Annotated in this window: 12 protein-coding genes, 1 tRNA gene and 1 pseudogene; 8 read left to right on the forward strand and 6 right to left on the reverse strand. The window is 69.4% G+C overall.

Features of this window, described 5'->3' with window-relative positions:
* The first annotated feature begins 104 nt into the window (after positions 1–104).
* The 3 genes and pseudogenes from ACODR1_RS04285 (at position 105) to ACODR1_RS04295 (ending at position 957) form a co-directional block, all read left to right on the forward strand.
* A tRNA-Met gene (locus ACODR1_RS04285) sits at positions 105–181 on the forward strand.
* A gap of 248 nt (positions 182–429) precedes the next feature.
* Positions 430–633, forward strand: a pseudogene (locus tag ACODR1_RS04290) (cold-shock protein); the annotation flags it as partial.
* Between the two features lie 129 nt (positions 634–762).
* Positions 763–957, forward strand: coding sequence for a cold-shock protein (locus ACODR1_RS04295; RefSeq protein WP_233245359.1), 195 nt, complete (start codon positions 763–765; stop codon positions 955–957).
* Positions 958–1,115: 158 nt separating this feature from the next.
* On the opposite strand, the gene ACODR1_RS04300 is transcribed toward ACODR1_RS04295, so the two are convergent.
* A complete protein-coding gene (locus ACODR1_RS04300; RefSeq protein WP_488879338.1) occupies positions 1,116–3,419 on the reverse strand; it encodes an NADP-dependent malic enzyme in 2,304 nt (767 codons plus the stop codon).
* A 421-nt stretch (positions 3,420–3,840) separates the two neighbouring features.
* Between ACODR1_RS04300 and uraH the strand changes: the two genes are divergently transcribed.
* The 5 genes from uraH (at position 3,841) to guaD (ending at position 10,470) form a co-directional block, all read left to right on the forward strand.
* Positions 3,841–4,188 (forward strand): hydroxyisourate hydrolase, encoded by a 348-nt coding sequence (uraH, locus tag ACODR1_RS04305; RefSeq protein ID WP_488879339.1) that lies wholly within the window; start codon positions 3,841–3,843, stop codon positions 4,186–4,188.
* A 1-nt stretch (position 4,189) separates the two neighbouring features.
* Positions 4,190–5,668, forward strand: coding sequence for a xanthine dehydrogenase small subunit (gene xdhA, locus ACODR1_RS04310; protein WP_488879340.1), 1,479 nt, complete (start codon positions 4,190–4,192; stop codon positions 5,666–5,668).
* Positions 5,661–8,009 (forward strand): xanthine dehydrogenase molybdopterin binding subunit, encoded by a 2,349-nt coding sequence (gene xdhB / locus ACODR1_RS04315; RefSeq protein ID WP_488879341.1) that lies wholly within the window; start codon positions 5,661–5,663, stop codon positions 8,007–8,009. Before xdhA ends, xdhB begins: the two co-directional genes overlap by 8 nt.
* 165 nt (positions 8,010–8,174) lie before the next feature.
* Positions 8,175–9,200 (forward strand): xanthine dehydrogenase accessory protein XdhC, encoded by a 1,026-nt coding sequence (xdhC, locus tag ACODR1_RS04320; protein ID WP_488879342.1) that lies wholly within the window; start codon positions 8,175–8,177, stop codon positions 9,198–9,200.
* Complete coding sequence (guaD, locus tag ACODR1_RS04325) at positions 9,187–10,470, forward strand: guanine deaminase (protein ID WP_488879343.1); 1,284 nt, start codon at positions 9,187–9,189, stop codon at positions 10,468–10,470. Before xdhC ends, guaD begins: the two co-directional genes overlap by 14 nt.
* A gap of 146 nt (positions 10,471–10,616) precedes the next feature.
* Here guaD and ACODR1_RS04330 read toward each other — a convergent pair whose 3' ends face one another.
* The 5 genes from ACODR1_RS04330 to ACODR1_RS04350 all read right to left on the reverse strand — a co-directional run bounded on the left by ACODR1_RS04330 (position 10,617) and on the right by ACODR1_RS04350 (position 16,117).
* On the reverse strand, positions 10,617–11,582 hold the full coding sequence (locus ACODR1_RS04330; protein WP_488879344.1) for a nucleoside hydrolase: 966 nt from the start codon (positions 11,580–11,582) through the stop codon (positions 10,617–10,619).
* 143 nt (positions 11,583–11,725) lie between these two features.
* The gene (locus ACODR1_RS04335) at positions 11,726–13,906 is read right to left on the reverse strand and encodes a TonB-dependent receptor (RefSeq protein ID WP_488879345.1); all 2,181 of its coding nucleotides are present in this window, start codon (positions 13,904–13,906) and stop codon (positions 11,726–11,728) included.
* A gap of 218 nt (positions 13,907–14,124) precedes the next feature.
* Positions 14,125–14,526, reverse strand: a complete 402-nt coding sequence (gene hpxZ / locus ACODR1_RS04340; protein WP_488879346.1) for an oxalurate catabolism protein HpxZ — start codon at positions 14,524–14,526, stop codon at positions 14,125–14,127.
* Positions 14,523–15,911, reverse strand: coding sequence for an AtzE family amidohydrolase (locus tag ACODR1_RS04345; protein WP_488879347.1), 1,389 nt, complete (start codon positions 15,909–15,911; stop codon positions 14,523–14,525). Before ACODR1_RS04345 ends, hpxZ begins: the two co-directional genes overlap by 4 nt.
* Positions 15,908–16,117: an AtzG-like protein gene (locus ACODR1_RS04350; RefSeq protein ID WP_488879348.1), complete on the reverse strand. Its 210-nt coding sequence runs from the start codon at positions 16,115–16,117 to the stop codon at positions 15,908–15,910. Before ACODR1_RS04350 ends, ACODR1_RS04345 begins: the two co-directional genes overlap by 4 nt.
* Positions 16,118–16,219 lie beyond the last annotated feature (102 nt).

The following is a 16,219-nucleotide window of genomic DNA, read 5'->3' on the forward strand; positions in this document are numbered from 1 at the left end:
CGTCTCAAGGCGCGGGAGAGTAGGTCGCCGCCAGGTCCGCTAAAAGGATGCATCCAGCAAAGAACAACAAGTCCAGAACCCTCCCTCACGATCAATACCCCTGCCGCGGGGTGGAGCAGCCCGGTAGCTCGTCAGGCTCATAACCTGAAGGTCACAGGTTCAAATCCTGTCCCCGCACCCAAACTTTCCGCAGGCGCACGCAAGGTCGATACGGTCTGTATCGGCCTTTTTTCACGTTCAAATTTACCACCCATAGTGGTATTTTGGCGACAGGCGGGCCTTCGCGCGCGAATTTTTATGGCCTGCGGCCGCTTCCCGTCGATATTCTCCGTGCAAAGGCCATAGCGCGTGCCGCAGTTTTGCGTCATGAGTTGCTGTGGAAGGACGCGGGCCGGCAATTGGCCCGTCGATTGAGGTTTTGAGGATAAGATGGCGAACGGTGTCGTTAAGTGGTTCAACCCGGCCAAGGGCTTTGGCTTCATTCAGCCCGAGGACGGCGGCCAGGACGTGTTCGTCCACATCGCCGCGGTTGAACGTTCGGGCCTGTCGGGCCTGAACGAAGGCGATCAAGTGGCTTATGAGCTGGAAGAGGACCGCCGCTCGGGCAAGACCTCGGCCGGCAACCTGCGTGTGACCGGCCACGGCGCCGCTCCGGCCGGCGGCGCTCCGCGTCGTCCGCAACGCAGCTTCGACGCCCCGCGCGGCGGCGGCTACGGTGGCGGCGGCGGCGGTGGCGGCACCGGCGAAGCCGGCACGGGCGTCGTGAAGTGGTTCAACAGCACCAAGGGCTTCGGCTTCATCCAGCCGGACAACGGCGGTGGCGACATCTTCGTGCACATCTCGGCCGTCGAGCGCGCCGGCCTGCGCGGCCTGAACGAAGGCCAGCAAGTCGGCTACGAACTCGAGCAAGACCGCCGCTCGGGCAAGACCTCGGCCGGCAACCTGCGCATCCTCTAAGCTTCGATCGGCGTCGATCCGCGCGATCGACGCCTGAAGCCTGAATGCAAGAAGGCCCCGCTGGGGCCTCCGTCATCCACTGGGATGGCTGGAGGCTCCGGCGGGGCCTTTTCGCGTTCTGAAGTCCCCGGCGACCTGAGGCCGCCGGGGAGGAGGGGTCAGAGGCCTTGAGCCGCGGCGCGCTCGGCGGCGGCCTGGTTCACGGCCAGGGCGGTCATGTTGACGATGCCCCGGGCAGTGACGCTGGGGGTCAGCACGTGCACCGGCCGGCTCATGCCCAGCAGGATCGGACCGACCAGCAGGGCTTCGGTGGCGGCCGTCAGCAGGGTCAGGCTGATATTGGCCGCGTCCAGGGTCGGCATGACCAGCAGGTTGGCCGAACCCTTCAGGGTGCTGTCCCCCACCAGGCGGTCGCGCAGGGCCTGGGAGAGGGCGGCGTCGGCGTGCATCTCGCCGTCGACCTCGAGCTCCGGCGCGGCGGCCCGCACCATCGACAGGGCCTCGCGCATCTTGCGGGCGGTCGGCGAGTTGGAAGCGCCGAACGAGGAGTGCGAGAGCAACGCCGCTTTAGGCGTCAGGCCGAAGCGGCGCACCGACTCGGCGGCCAGCAGGGTCATCTCGGCGATCTGCTCGGCGGTCGGCTCGACATTGACGTGGGTGTCGCAGAAGAACAGCGTGCCGTTGTCGAGGATCAGCGACGACATGGCGTAGACCCGGCCGACGTTCTCGCGCTTGGGAATGATCGGCAGCACGTAGGTCATGTGCTGCCACCAGTCGCCGCTGCCGCCCACCAGGGCCGCGTCGACCTGGCCGGTCTGCAGCAGCATTGAGGCGGCGACGGTGCGACGGCCCTCGACCCGGCGCTTGGCGGCCAGCGGCGGGACGCCCCGGCGCCCGACCAGGGTCTGGTACTGGCCGACGATCGGCTCGAACACCTCGTGGTCGGCCAGCGGGTCGAGGATCTCGACCGAGCCGCCCAGGTCCAGGCGCAGGCCCATCTCGGCGACCTTGGCCTTGATGACGTCGCGGCGGCCGATCAGCACCGGCGCGGCCAGGCCGTCGTCGACCACGGTCTGCACGGCGCGCAGAACGCGCTCGTCCTCGGCCTCGGCGTAGGCGACGCGGACCTTGGCGGCCTTGGTGGCCTTGCGGGCGCGCTCGAACACCGGGCGCATCAGCTGGCCCGAGCGGTAGACGAACAGCTCCAGCTCGGCGCGGTAGGCGTCGAAGTCCTCGATCGGGCGGGTGGCCACGCCTGAGTCCATGGCCGCGCGGGCCACGGCCGGGGCGATCTGCAGGATCAGACGCGGATCGAAGGGCTTGGGGATGATGTATTGGGCGCCGAACATCGGCGCGGCGCCGCCATAGGCCGAGGCGACTACCTCACTGGCCTCGGCGCGGGCGAGCTCGGCGATGGCCTCGACGGCCGCCACCTTCATCGCCTCGTTGATCTCCGAGGCGCCGACGTCGAGCGCGCCGCGGAAGATGAACGGGAAGCAAAGGACGTTGTTGACCTGGTTGGGATAGTCGCTGCGGCCGGTGGCCATGATGGCGTCCGGGCGGGCGGCCTGCACCAGTTCGGGCAGGATCTCCGGATCCGGGTTGGCCATGGCCAGGATCAGCGGCTTTTCGGCCAGCAGGGGCAGCCACTCCTGCTTGAAGACGCGCGGGGCCGACAGGCCCAGGAAGATGTCGGCGCCGGGCAGCACGTCGGGCAGGGTGCGCGCGTCGGTCGGACGGGCGTAGCGGGCCATGTTCTCGGGCATGTCCGGATCACGGCCGGCGTGGACCACGCCCTTGATGTCGGTGAGGGTGACGTTCTCGACCGGCAGGCCCATCGAGACCAGCAGGTCGACGCAGGCGAGCGCGGCGGCGCCGGCGCCCGAGGTCACCAGCTTGACGTCCTTCAGCTGCTTGCCCTGGACGAGCAGGGCGTTGCGGACGGCGGCGGCGCAGACGATGGCGGTGCCGTGCTGGTCGTCGTGGAAGACCGGGATGTTCATCCGCTCGCGCAGGGCGCGCTCGATGACGAAGCACTCGGGGGCCTTGATGTCTTCCAGGTTGATGCCGCCGAAGGTGGGCTCGAGCGCGGCCACCACCTCGATGAAGCGGTCGGGATCCTTGGCGTCGACTTCGATGTCGAAGACGTCGATGCCGGCGAACTTCTTGAAGAGGACGGCCTTGCCCTCCATCACCGGCTTGGAGGCCAGCGGGCCGATGTCGCCCAGGCCCAGCACGGCGGTGCCGTTGGAGATCACGGCCACCAGGTTGCCGCGGGCGGTGTAGTCGCGGGCCAGATCGGCATTTTCGGCGATGGCCACGCAGGGGGCGGCGACGCCGGGGGAATAGGCCAGGGCGAGGTCGCGCTGGGTGGCCATCCGCTTGGTGGCCTCGATCTGCAGTTTTCCGGGCCGCGGCAGCCGGTGGTAGTCCAGGGCGGCTTTACGGAAATCCTCGTCCATCGTCGATCCTTCGCGGGTGTTCTGCGCAGCGCTGTGAAAGCGGGCCGTCTTTTCGCGCTCGTCTCGGGGGAGGGAACGCTCGCGGTCCGTCTGGGCGTGTAGCTACCGGGGTTGGCCGCGCATTTCCAACCTTACGCAGCGTCCGGGGCCCATTTTTTGCGATTCTGCGGCCTGGGCGCGTCGGTCCGGCGGCTTTCGACGACCTGCGGTCGAGCGCTGGTAAGTAATAAAAGACTTATATACGCTCAATCGGCGGGCGCGGGGCGCCGCGTGGCTGGGCGAACTGGCGGCCTGGGAGGCTCGCGAGGCCGGCGCGATCGCAGCGACGCTGGACAGCCGGCGCGGGCGGTTCCAGCCTTCGGGGGAAGGCGAAAGAGCGTATGATGACCACCACACCGCAGGGCGCGAGGAAGCAAGAGCGATGAGCGGCCTGACGACCCATATCCTCGACACCGCCGCCGGGCGGCCGGCCGCCGGCGTGGCGGTGCGCGTGCTGCGCCGGATCGAGGGGCCGCCGGTGCTGCTGCTGGCGACGCTCACCGACGCCGATGGTCGCGCGCGGCTGGTCGAGGGCGAGGCCCTGAAGGTCGGCGGCTATCGGCTGGAGTTCGAGGTCGCCGCCTATTTCGCCGCCAGCGGGGCCAAGGTCTCGGACCCGCCGTTCCTCGACGTGGTGACGATCGACTTTTCCGTGGCCGATCCGAGCCAGCACCACCACGTGCCGCTGCTGGTGTCGCCGTTCGGCTATTCCACCTACCGGGGCAGCTGAGATGGGCGGGACCATCCGTTTCCTGCTGGACGGCCAGGTGCAGGAGGCCGCGGGCGTCGACCCCACGACCACCCTGCTGGAGCACCTGCGCGGACCGCTACGGCGGACCGGAACCAAGGAAGGCTGCGCCGAGGGCGACTGCGGCTCGTGCACCGTGCTGGTGGGCGAGCTGACCACGGGCGACGACCTGGACCCGGTCAGCTGGCGGGCGGTCAACGCCTGTATCCAGCTGCTGCCGATGCTGGACGGCAAGGCGGTGATGACCGTCGAGAGCCTGTCGACCCAGACTGTGGCGGGATGTGCGGGCAAGCCGCATTCCGTGCAGCAGGCGATGATCGACAAGCATGGCTCGCAATGCGGGTTCTGCACGCCCGGCATCGTCATGTCGCTTTACGGCCGGGCCGTCGGCGCCTGCGGGGCGGGCGCGCCGGTCGAGGACGTGCTGGCGGGGAACCTCTGCCGCTGCACCGGCTATGGCCCGATCCTGGACGCCGCCCGCGAGGTGGTGCGCGAGCCTGCGCCCGACGTGGCCGCGCCGCTGAAGGCGATCCAGCGCCAGGCCATGCTGACCCTGGCTCACGAGGATCCGGTGCGCGGCGTCACCCGCCGCTGGCTGGCCCCGCGGAGCCTGGCCGAACTTGCCGCCGCCGCCGAGGCCAATCCCGACGCCGCCTTCGTGGCCGGGGCCACGGATGTCGGCCTGTGGGTGACCAAGCTGCGCAAGCCGCCACAGACCCTGATCGACATTGGCCGCGTACCCGAACTGAAGACCATCGGCCGGGTGGGCGACGCTTTGCGGATCGGCGCGGGCGTGCGCTATGTCGAGGCCATCGAGACCCTCAGCGCCCGCTATCCGGGCCTTTCCGACATGATGCGGCGCCTGGGGTCGACCCAGGTGCGCAACAGCGGCACGATCGGCGGCAACATCGCCAACGGCTCGCCGATCGGCGACATGCCGCCGGCCCTGATCGCGCTGGGCGCGCGGCTGGTGCTGCGCCGGGGCGAGCAGCTGCGCGAGATTCCGCTGGAAGACTTCTTCGTCGCCTACGGCAAGCAGGACCGCCAGCCGGGCGAGTTCGTCGAGGCGGTGATCGTGCCGCGCGGCCCGGCGGGCCAGATCTTCAAGGTCTACAAGCTGTCCAAGCGCTTCGACCAGGACATCTCGGCCGTCTGCGCCGCCTTCGCCATCACCGTGGTCGACGGCGTGGTGATCGACGCGCGCGTGGCCTTCGGCGGCATGGCCGGCACGCCCAAGCGGGCCGACGCCTGCGAGGCGGCATTGATCGGTTCGCCCTGGACGCGCGAGAGCGTCGAGGCCGCCGCCGCCAGGCTGGACGAGGACTACTCGCCGCTGTCGGATATGCGGGCCTCGGCCGCCTATCGTGCGACGACGGCGCGCAACCTGCTGCTCCGCGCCTTTATCGAGAGCGCCCAGCCCGGCGTGGCGACCAGCGTGCTGGCGGAGGCGGCCCATGGCTGATTCCGGGGCGTCTCTGAAAGTCACTCCGTTCCAGGGCGTGCACGCCTCGGTTCCGCACGACAGCGCCCTGCGCCATGTGACGGGCACGGCGGTCTATGTCGACGACCTGCCCGAGCCGGCCGGGATGCTGCACGTGCACCTGGGCATGAGCACGCGGGCCCATGCGCGCATCGTGTCGATGGACCTGTCGGCGGTGCGCGCCTCGCCCGGCGTGGTGCGGGTGCTGACCGCCGACGACATTCCCGGCGAGAACGACGTCAGCCCGGTGATCCACGACGACCGACTGTTCGCCGACGGCGAGGTCATTTACGTCGGCCAGAGCCTGTTCGCGGTGGCCGCCACCTCGATCGCCGCCGCCCGCGCGGCCGCGGCCAAGGCCGTGGTCGAGTATGGGGACCTGCCGGCGGCGATCACGATCGGGCAGGCCGAGGCGCTGGATCTGAAGATCGAGGCCAGCCAGCGCATGGCGCGCGGCGACGCCGAGGCGGCTATCGCCGCCTCGCCAAATCGGGTTCGAGGCCGGTTCGCGATCGGCGGCCAGGACCACTTCTATCTCGAGGGCCAGGCCTCGCTGGCCACCCCGCGCGAGGAGGGCGACGTCCACGTCTGGTGCTCGACCCAGCATCCGACCGAGGTGCAGCACCTGATCGCCCGCGTGCTGGGCCGTCCCGACCACGCCGTGACGGTGGAGGTGCGCCGGATGGGTGGCGGCTTCGGCGGCAAGGAGACGCAGGCCTCGCTGTTCGCGGCGGCCGCGGCGCTGGCGGCGGTCAAGACCGGCCGCCCAGCCAAGTGCCGCCCCGACCGCGACGAGGACATGGTCATGACCGGCAAGCGGCATGACTTCGAGGTCGGCTACGACGTCGGCTTCGACGACGAGGGGCGGCTGGAAGGGATCCGGCTGGAACTGGCCTCACGCTGCGGGGCGACGACGGATCTTTCGCCGGCCATCAACGACCGGGCGATGTTCCACGCCGACAACGCCTACTATCTGCCGGCGGTCGAGATCGTCTCGCACCGCTATCGCACCCACACCGTCTCCAACACCGCCTTCCGAGGGTTCGGCGGGCCGCAGGGCATGGCGGCGATCGAGCGGGTGATGGACGCGGTGGCGCAAAGCCTGGGGCTGGACCCGCTGGAGGTGCGCCGGCGCAACCTCTATGGCGCCCATGGCCAAGGAGGGGGCCGCAACCTGACGCCCTACTACCAGGTGGTGGAAGACAACGTCGCGCCGGAGCTGATCGAAGAGCTGGCGCGCTCGTGCGACTACGAGGCCCGGCAGCGGGCGGTCGAGGCGTTCAACGCCGCCAATCCGATCCTGAAGAAGGGCCTGGCCCTGACGCCGGTGAAGTTCGGGGTGTCGTTCACGACCACGCACCTCAATCAGGCCGGCGCGCTGATCCACATCTATGCCGACGGTTCGATCATGCTGAACCACGGCGGCACCGAGATGGGGCAGGGGCTCTATATCAAGGTCGCCCAGGTGGCCGCCGAGGCGTTCCAGGTGCCGCTCGACCGGGTGAAGATCACCTCGACCACCACCGACAAGGTGCCCAACACCTCGGCCACGGCGGCCTCGTCGGGGGCCGACCTCAACGGCATGGCGGTGCTGGATGCGGCGGGCAAGCTGAAGGGGCGCCTGGTCGCGTTCGCGGCCGAGAAGTGGGGCGTGGATCCCTCGCAGGTGGCCTTCACCCCCGACGGCGTGCGGATCGGCGGCGAGACGGTGAGCTTCCCGGACTTCTGCAAGCAAGCCTATCTCGCGCGGATCTCGCTGTCGGCCACCGGCTTCTACGCCACGCCCAAGATCACCTACGACCGCAAGACCCATCGCGGGCGGCCGTTCTACTACTTCGCCTATGGCGCGGCCTGCAGCGAGGTGGTGATCGACACCCTGACCGGCGAGACCAAGGTGCTGCGCGCCGACATCCTGCACGACGTGGGCCGCTCGCTGAACCCGGCCATCGATCTTGGCCAGGTGGAGGGCGGCTTCATCCAGGGCATGGGCTGGCTGACCACCGAGGAGCTGGTCTACGACGCCAAGGGCGTGCTGAAGACCCACGCCCCCTCGACCTACAAGATCCCGACGGCCGGCGACCGGCCGCGCGTACTGAACGTCAAGCTCTGGGAGCCCGGCCGCAACGCCGAGCCGACGGTGCATCGCTCCAAGGCCGTGGGCGAGCCGCCGCTGATGCTGGCGATCTCGGTGTTCAGCGCGATCACCCGGGCGGTGGCTTCCGTGGGGGATCACAAGGTGATGCCGAACCTCGATGCGCCGGCGACGCCGGAGGCGGTGCTGATGGCGGTCGAGGATGTGCGGAGGCGGGCCGCCGATGCGTGAGGGGACCGTTCTCGCCCCTCTCCCAGAGGGGGAGGGAGGGGCCCACGCCGCCAGGCGTGGGAGGGTGAGGGGTTACACCTTCAGCCGTCTTACTCCCTCACCCTCCCACCGCTTCGCGGCGGGCCCCTCCCTCTCCCCATGGGAGAGGGGTCTTGAGCGCGCGCCATGATCTCCACCCACAAGAACTGGGCCCGCGCGGCGCTGTCGCGCCTCGACGCCAACGACAACGCGGCGCTCGTCACCGTGCTGGCCACCGAGGCCTCGGCGCCGCGTGAGGCGGGGACCAAGATGGTGGTCTGGGAGGGCGGCCAGTCGGGTACGATCGGCGGCGGCAATCTGGAGCATCAGGCGACCAACCAGGCGCGGCGGATGCTGATCGGCTCGCAGGCCGCCTTCGCCATCCAGGACTATCCGCTGGGGCCGCTGCTGGCCCAGTGCTGCGGCGGCCGGGTGCGGCTGATGATCGAACGGGTCGAGGCGGCCAGCCGCGACTGGCTGACCGAGGCTGCACGCCGGATGGACGCCGACCAGCCGTTCGAGCTGCGCACGCGCTTCGATCCGGGCCTGCTGACCAAGACGATCGCGCCCATAGCGGCGCTGGACGGCGATCCGCCGGCCGTCCGCCTGGGCGGGGCGCCCGCCGCCGCGCGTGGGGCGCGCCCGGAGCTCGGCGACGAGCTGGTCGAGCGCAGCGAAGCGCCGCGCCGGCCGCTGCTGCTGTTCGGGGCCGGCCACGTGGGCCAGGCGATCGCCCGGGCCTTCGCGCCTCTGCCGTTCAAGCTATTCTGGTACGACAGCCGGCCCGAGGCGGCGGAGATCCCCGGCGTCGTCGTGCGCGAGCCGGCCGAGCTGGCGGCCCTGGCCATGGGCGCGACGCCGCAGGCCTATGGCCTCGTCCTGACCCACGACCACGCCCTGGACTACGCCCTGACCTCGGCGGGGCTGGCCGGCGGCGGCTTTGCCTATCTCGGCCTGATCGGCTCGAAGACCAAGCGGGCGCGGTTCATGCACCGCCTGCGCGACGACGGCTTTTCCGAACTGGCCTTGAACCGCCTGACCTGCCCGATCGGCCTGGCAGGCCTGAAGAGCAAGGCGCCCGAAGTGATCGCGGTTTCCGTGGCCGCCGACCTCTTGATGCGGCTGGAAGCCGCCCAGGCCAGTAACGACGAGGGGCTTCGTGCAAGCGTATAGGGCGTCGATCCTCCACCTCACCGGAGATCCGACGGAGAATGGGGAGGCCGTGGCCTTCCACGAAGACGGCCTGCTGGTCGTCAGCGAGGGCCGGGTGGTCGCGTGCGGCGACTACACCGCGCTGGCGCCGGCTCATGCCGATGTTCCGGTCGAGGACCTCTCGGGTCACTGGATCACGCCGGGCTTCGTCGACACCCACATCCACTTCCCGCAGGTCGACATCGTCGCCGCCCATGGCGCGCAGCTGCTCGACTGGCTGGAGCAGCACACCTTCCCGGCCGAGGCGGCCTTCGCCGACCCGCAGCACGCCCGCGAGACGGCGACCTTCTTCGTCGACGAACTGCTGCGCAACGGCACCACCACGGCCCTGGTGTTCGGCTCGGTGCACAAGGGCTCGGTCGACGCCCTGTTCGCCGAGGCCCTCTCGCGCGACATGCGGCTGATCGCCGGCAAGGCGCTGATGGACCGCAACGCTCCGCCGGGCCTGACCGACACGGCCGAGGGGGCGCGGGCCGACATGCAGGCCCTGATCGCCGACTGGCACGGCAAGGGGCGTCTCGGCTACGCGGTCACCCCGCGCTTCGCCATCAGCTGCACCGACGCCCAGCTGGAGATGGCCGGCCAGGTGCTAGCCGAAAATCCCGGCGTGTGGATGCAGACCCACCTGTCGGAGAACCCGCGCGAGATCGTCGAGACCGCCGAGCTGTTCCCCGGCGCGAGCGACTATCTGGATGTCTACGAGCGGTTCGGTCTGGTGCAGAAGCGTTCGGTCTTCGCCCACTGCGTCCACTTGCAGGGCGAGGCGTTCCAGCGGCTGGCGGCCAAGGACGCGGCGGTGTCGTTCTGCCCGACCTCGAACCTGTTCCTCGGCTCGGGCCTCTTTCCGCTGCCGACCGCCTGCCAGCATGGAGTGAAGGTAGGCATCGGCACCGACGTCGGAGCCGGTACGACCTTTTCGATCCTCCACACCCTGGGCGAGGCCTACAAGGTGGGCCAGCTGCGCGGGCAGGCGCTGGATCCCTTCCATGCCTTCTACCTGGCCACCCTGGGCGGGGCGCGGGCGCTGGATCTGGACGACCGTATCGGCAACCTCGCCCCCGGCAAGGAGGCCGATTTCCTGGTGCTGGACCTCGCCGCGACGCCGCTGCTGGCGCGCCGGTTGCAGGCGGCCAAGGGGCTGGAGGACCGGCTGTTCGCGCTGACCGTGCTGGGCGACGACCGGGTGGTGGCCCGGACGTATCTGGCGGGTGTGGAGCGGTACAGGAAGTAGGCGAGGGTCGTCCCCCAGGATCCTCCCCCCGAAGGGGGAGGTGGCCGCGAAGCGGTCGGAGGGGGAAGGGTTTGCGGAGGCGGAAGCAACTTCCCCCTCCGTCGCCTTCGGCGACACCTCCCCCTTCAGGGGGAGGATCTTTATGCCTACCCCACGACCCCGTTCATCGTCCGCGCATAGAGCGCCAGCAGGCGTTCGGCGTCCACGGCGATCGCCGCGCTGTGGATCGGCTGGTCGTCCCAGGCGGACGGGCCGAAGAGCTCGCCTTCCACCTTCTGCAGGGTCTGGCCAAGCGCGATGCCCTCGGTGACCACGCGGACCGAGCCGCGGCGCACCTCGAACAGGCTCTCGTCGATGACATAGGCCACGGCGGCGGCGTCGTGGACGCAGCAGCCGACGATGCCGTCACGGCCACCGTAGAAGGCCGCATAGGGCTTGGAGATGGCGTTGAGGAACTGGCCGGCCGGACCGGCCGAGGCTTCCAGCGCCTCCATGAAGTCGGGCGTCATGATCACCTGGGTGGTGACGTCCAGGCCGACGACGGCGACGTGCCAGGGGGCGGTGAAGACGCGATCGGCCGCTTCCGGGTCATTCCAGATGTTGGCTTCGGCGACGGGGGTGACGTTGCCCGGCTTGCCGGCGACGGCGAAGGCGCCGCCCATGATCACCACGCCCTTGAGCAGGGTGGCCACTTCCGGATCGGCTTCGAGGGCCAGGGCCAGGTTGGTCAGCGGACCGACGGCGACCAGGGTGATCTCGCCGGGATTGGCGCGGGCGATGTCGATGATCGCCTGGTAGGCCGGCTTGGCTTCCGGCTCGGCGGCGACCAGGCCGGTCAGTTCGACGTCGCCCAGGCCGTTCTCGCCGTGCACGAAGGTGGGCGAGGGGTTGCGCGGGCGCACCAGCGGCTTGTCCGTACCCTTGTAGATCGGGGCGGTGAGGCCGAAGCGCTGCTTCAGATAGAGGGCGTTGCGGGTGGTGGTGTCGATGTCGGCGTTGCCGAACACGGTCGTCACGGCCACCAGGTCGAGCGCCGGGCTGGCCTCGATGAACAGCAGGGCCATGGCGTCGTCGATGCCGGGATCGGTGTCGAAGATGATCTTGGTCGTCATCGGTCTTCTTGTCTGCGGATCCGGCGGGAGGCCGGGAAAGCCGACGACCTTAGCCGTCCGTGACGGCGCGGGCATGTCAAAACGACAACGGCCCGGGCGTTTTTCAACGCCCGGGCCGCCGTTTGCTTCAAGCTTTGGTTCGCTTAGCGGCGGGCGCTCAGCGAGATGCCGACCACGCGCGGCTCGTTGACGAAGCCGGTCAGGTTGTTGAAGTCGATGCCGCCGCGCAGGTTCACCTCGTTGGTGATGTTGCGGGCGAACACGGCCACTTCGTACGCGCCGTCGGTGCGGGCGTAGCCCAGCTTCAGGCCGCCTTCGAAGGTGTCCTTGCTGTTGAACTCCTTGCTCTCGTAGAGGAAGAGGTTCGTGTAGCCCTGACGGAACCAGTCGGTTTCGGCGAAGAGTTCGCCATTGGCGCCGACCGGCACGTTGTAGCGGGCGCCGAAGTTCAGGATGTATTCCGGCGCGTTCGGGAACGGATTGCCGTTGACCAGGGCCTGGCCGGCGCTGTTCAGCGGGTCGGTCACGGTGCACTGGGCGCAGACGGCCACGGCAAGGCCCGAGTCCTTGATCTTGGTGTGGCTGTAGCTGTAGCCGGCGGTGACCAGCAGGTTCGAGGTCACCTTCCACTCGCCGTCGAGTTCGACGCCGTAGGCCTCGCCCTTCTTGGCGTTAATCAGGCGGTTGGAGTTGCTGCCGCCGCCGACCGCGCTGAACTGCGGGTCGTCGATGGTGTAGGTGAACACCGCGCCGTTCAGGCGGACGCGACGCTCGAACAGCTCGCTCTTAACGCCGGCTTCCCACGACAGGATGGTTTCCGACTGGGCGACCGAGGCCGGGCTGCCGAAGGCGATGTCGCGGCCCTGGATCGACGGACCGCGGAAGCCGCGGGCCACCTTGCCGTAGACGCTGACGTCGTCGTTGACGGCGTAGAAGGCCGACAGGTCCCAGCTGGCCTGGCTGTCGGAGACCGACACCGGGGCCGATGCGCCGAACGGCGAGGACAGGACTTCCATGTCCTTGTCGTCGTCGGTCCAGCGGACGCCGGCGGTGACCTTCAGGGCGTCGGTGACCTGGTAGGTGCCCTGGCCGAACACGGCCCACGAGGTGTTCTTGTGCTCCAGGGTGCTGGGCGCGACGAAGAACGGGTTGGTCGAGACGGTGAAGGCCGACTTGAAGTAGTAGGCGCCGACTTGCCAGGCCAGCTTGCCGTCGGTGTCGCTGGCCAGGCGGATTTCCTGGGTGACCTGGTCGAGGTCGCCGATGGAGTCCTGGGTGTCGGAGTCGAACGGGATGAAGCCCGGGCCGACGCCGGCCACGCCGCCGTCGATGTCGCCGCGGCTGCGGCCCTTGGCGGTTTCATAGGCGCTGATCGAGGTCAGCTTCACGCCGCCGAAATCGTGGTCGATCTTCAGCGAGACGCCGGTCGAGTCGTACTCCTGCGGGTTGTTGGCGCCGCCGTTGTAGCTGACCTTGTCGCGGTCGAAGTTCGAATTGATCTTGTTGCTGCCGGCCGTGAGGATGTTGGCGCGGAAGACCGCCGCGGTGCCGTCCAGCGAACGGGTGTGGGCGATGGCCAGGATCGAGGTGTCCTCGGTCGGGGTGGCCAGGATCTGGAGGCGAGCGGCCTTTTCGTTGTAGCCGCCCAGCGCGTCCTTCACGCCGGTGAAGCTGTTGTCGATGTAGTCGTCGCGGTGCTGGTACAGGGCCGAGGCGCGGACGGCCAGCTTGCCCGGGACGATGGCGCCGCCGACGCCGCCTTCGAAGGTGGCCGAGCCGTACGAGCCGTAGGTGGCCGCACCGTTGGCGCGGAAGTCTTCGCTGGGCTTCACCGTGTCGAACTTGACGATGCCGGCGGTGGTGTTGCGGCCGAACAGCGTGCCTTGCGGGCCGCGCAGCACTTCGACCTGCTCGACGTCATAGACGGGCGAGCTTTTGAGCACGACGTTCTCGAGGACGACGTCGTCCATGATTACCGACACCGGCTGCGAGGCGGCCAGGTCGAAGTCGGCGTTGCCCAGGCCGCGGATGTAGAAGCGCGGGGCGGCGCGGCCGTTGGAGCTTTCGATGTAGAGGCCGGGGACGCGGCTCGACAGGGCCAGAACGTCTTCACCCGCGGCGAAGATCGAAGCCAGCTTCTCGCCCGAGACGGCGGCGACGGAGACCGGCACGTCCTGGATGTTTTCCGAGCGCTTCTGGGCGGTGACGATCACGTCGTCGAGGGCGACCGGCGTCTCTTGGGCGAAGGCCGGGGCCGCGACGGCGGCGGCCAGCAGGAGAGCGCCGAACGCGGCGCCCGAGCGCAGCTTGGCTTGATTGGTCATGTCGAAATCCCCTTCGAACACCGGTGGAGGAGCCGGTTGCGGGGTGCAATGCACAATGGCGTCGCCGAAATCAAAAGGCTTGATGACGACTCGGTATCGACTCCGTGAAGTTTGTTCAGGGGCTGTCACTATTTGACCACGCTGCGACAAGGGCGCCCAAAACTAGGTCATAAGTCAGGACATACTTACTTATTGTCCTTGGTCGGAACGTCTTTCGCTTACTGCGCAAGGCGTTGGTCGGCGCCCCCCTGAAGCAGCGAAACGTGCGCCGACACGATTTTCCAGCCGTTTTCGGTGCGCAGCCAGGTCTGGCTCTGGCGGCCGGGCTGTTTTGCCCCGGTTCTGAGGAATTCGACGTTGGCGATCGCGAAATCACGCCCAAAAGTGGTGATTTCGGTCCGCAGGCGCTCGCGCAGCGGCGAGCCGCCGGCCCGTCCGATTCGAAAGGCGGCGATCTCTTCGAAGCCGTAGAGGTTCTCGGCCACGCCGTAGCGGACGGTCTCGGGGGCGTCGCGGAAGAAGCCGTCCAGCGCCTCGACGTCGTTGGTCATCAGGGCCGTCTCATAGGCGTCGACGGCGGCGGTCACCTGCGCCAGCACCTCGGGGTCGTTGACGATCATCCTTTGAACTCCGGTGGGCGATGGGCGGCGATCACCCCGGCGCGCTCGAGGCGCAGGGCTGCGGCGAAGGCCAGGTCCTCGCGCCAGGCCGGCGCGATCAATTGCACGCCGACGGGCGCCTTGCCGGGGCGGTTCACCGGCGCGGCCACGACCGGCAGGCCGATATAGCTGATCGGCTGGGTGTAGGCGCCCAGGGTCTTGCGCACCGAAACCTGCGCGCCGGCCAGTTCCATGGTCGCCTGGCCGATCGGCGGGGCCGGGCAGGGGGCGACGGGCGCCAGCAGCAGGTCGAAGTCCTCGAACAGCTTGCGGGCCGCGTCGCGGAACACGGGGCGATAGCGGCGGGCGGCGTCGGCGACCTCGTCCGGCAGCAGGGCGCCGGCCAGCAGCCGGTCGCGCACGGCCGGGTCGTAGTCGAGGGCGCGGGCGGCCAGGTCGTCGAAATGCAGATGGCCGCCTTCCGAGGCGCTCATGGCGAAAGCGGCGGCGCGGGCGGCCTGGGCGCCGGGAAGCTCGACGTCGCGGCGGGCCTGCAGGGCGTCGGCGACGATCTCCAGCGCCTCGACCACCTCGGGGAAGGCGCCTTGCTGAAACCAGCCGCCCAGCACGCCCACGCGCAGGGGTCGGTCGGCCAGGGCGTCCAGGCGCCCCGACAGCGGGTCGGCGACCGGCGGCGACAGGTCGTCGCGCGGGTCGGGCCCCTGCAGGGCGTCGTAGGCCGCGGCGAGGTCGGCGGCCGTGCGCGCGAACGGGCCGATGTGGTCCAGGCTATGGACGAAGGGGAAGGTCCCGGCTCGCGACAGCCGGCCCAGGGTCGGCTTCATCCCGAACACGCCGCACAGGCTGGCGGGAATGCGGATCGATCCGTTGGTGTCCGAGCCAAGGGTCAGGGGAACGATCCCGCCGGAGACGGCCGCGGCCGAGCCGCCCGACGAGCCGCCGGCGATGCGGGCCGGGTCGTGCGGGTTGCGGGTAGGGCCGTCGTGGGCGTTCTCGGTGACGAAGCCGTAGGCGAACTCGTCCATGTTCAACGCCCCGACCAGCACCGCGCCGGCCGCCTTCAGCCGGGCTACGGCGGTGGCGTCGGCGATGGCGGGAGCGGCGTCGCGGCGGATCTTGGAGCCGGCCAGGGTGACGTGGCCGGCCACGTCGAACAGGTTCTTGACCGCAAAGGGCGCGCCGGCCAGCGGGCCCAGGTCGACGCCGGCGGCGAAGGCGGCGTCCACCGCATCGGCCTGGGCCAGGGCCTCGGCCTCGAAGACGGCGGTGAAGGCGTTGAACGGCTCGGCCCTGGCGGCGGCCAGTGCGCGCTGGGCGATCTGGCGGGCGGTGGTGCGGCCCTCGCGCAGCGCGCGGCCAAGGCTTTGGACGGTGTCGAAGCTCATGGCTCGAACACCTCCACGGCCGAGGACGGATCCGTCAGGCCCGCGAACAGGGCCGTCTGGTCGCGCAGCAGGGCGAGGTTCTCGGCGACGCCGGCGCGGCAGCTTTCGGGAACGGGCAGGCCAAGCTCGGCGCTGCGGCGATCCAGATAGGCGGCGACCTTGGCGTCGGTGAGGTTTTGGAAGGCCGACAGATCGCCGCCCGACATGGGAAGTCACTCACGCTAGGAAGTAATTGAATACTTCATAGCCAGCTGACGATAACGCCGCCAGCGCGGGTTTTTCAAGCGCTTAAGCTGAGGCGATCGCCT

It is taken from the genome of Caulobacter sp. FG7 (assembly GCF_057808875.1).

Bases quoted from the DNA above. Each gene is read 5' to 3' on its own strand.
- xdhB (WP_488879341.1), top strand. From the start codon at position 5,661: ATGGCTGATTCCGGGGCGTCTCTGAAAGTCACTCCGTTCCAGGGCGTG.
- xdhC (WP_488879342.1), top strand. From the start codon at position 8,175: ATGATCTCCACCCACAAGAACTGGGCCCGCGCGGCGCTGTCGCGCCTC.
- ACODR1_RS04330 (WP_488879344.1), bottom strand. From the start codon at position 11,582: ATGACGACCAAGATCATCTTCGACACCGATCCCGGCATCGACGACGCC.
- ACODR1_RS04335 (WP_488879345.1), bottom strand. From the start codon at position 13,906: ATGACCAATCAAGCCAAGCTGCGCTCGGGCGCCGCGTTCGGCGCTCTC.
- uraH (WP_488879339.1), top strand. From the start codon at position 3,841: ATGAGCGGCCTGACGACCCATATCCTCGACACCGCCGCCGGGCGGCCG.
- xdhA (WP_488879340.1), top strand. From the start codon at position 4,190: ATGGGCGGGACCATCCGTTTCCTGCTGGACGGCCAGGTGCAGGAGGCC.
- ACODR1_RS04350 (WP_488879348.1), bottom strand. From the start codon at position 16,117: ATGTCGGGCGGCGATCTGTCGGCCTTCCAAAACCTCACCGACGCCAAG.
- ACODR1_RS04300 (WP_488879338.1), bottom strand. From the start codon at position 3,419: ATGGACGAGGATTTCCGTAAAGCCGCCCTGGACTACCACCGGCTGCCG.
- hpxZ (WP_488879346.1), bottom strand. From the start codon at position 14,526: ATGATCGTCAACGACCCCGAGGTGCTGGCGCAGGTGACCGCCGCCGTC.
- ACODR1_RS04345 (WP_488879347.1), bottom strand. From the start codon at position 15,911: ATGAGCTTCGACACCGTCCAAAGCCTTGGCCGCGCGCTGCGCGAGGGC.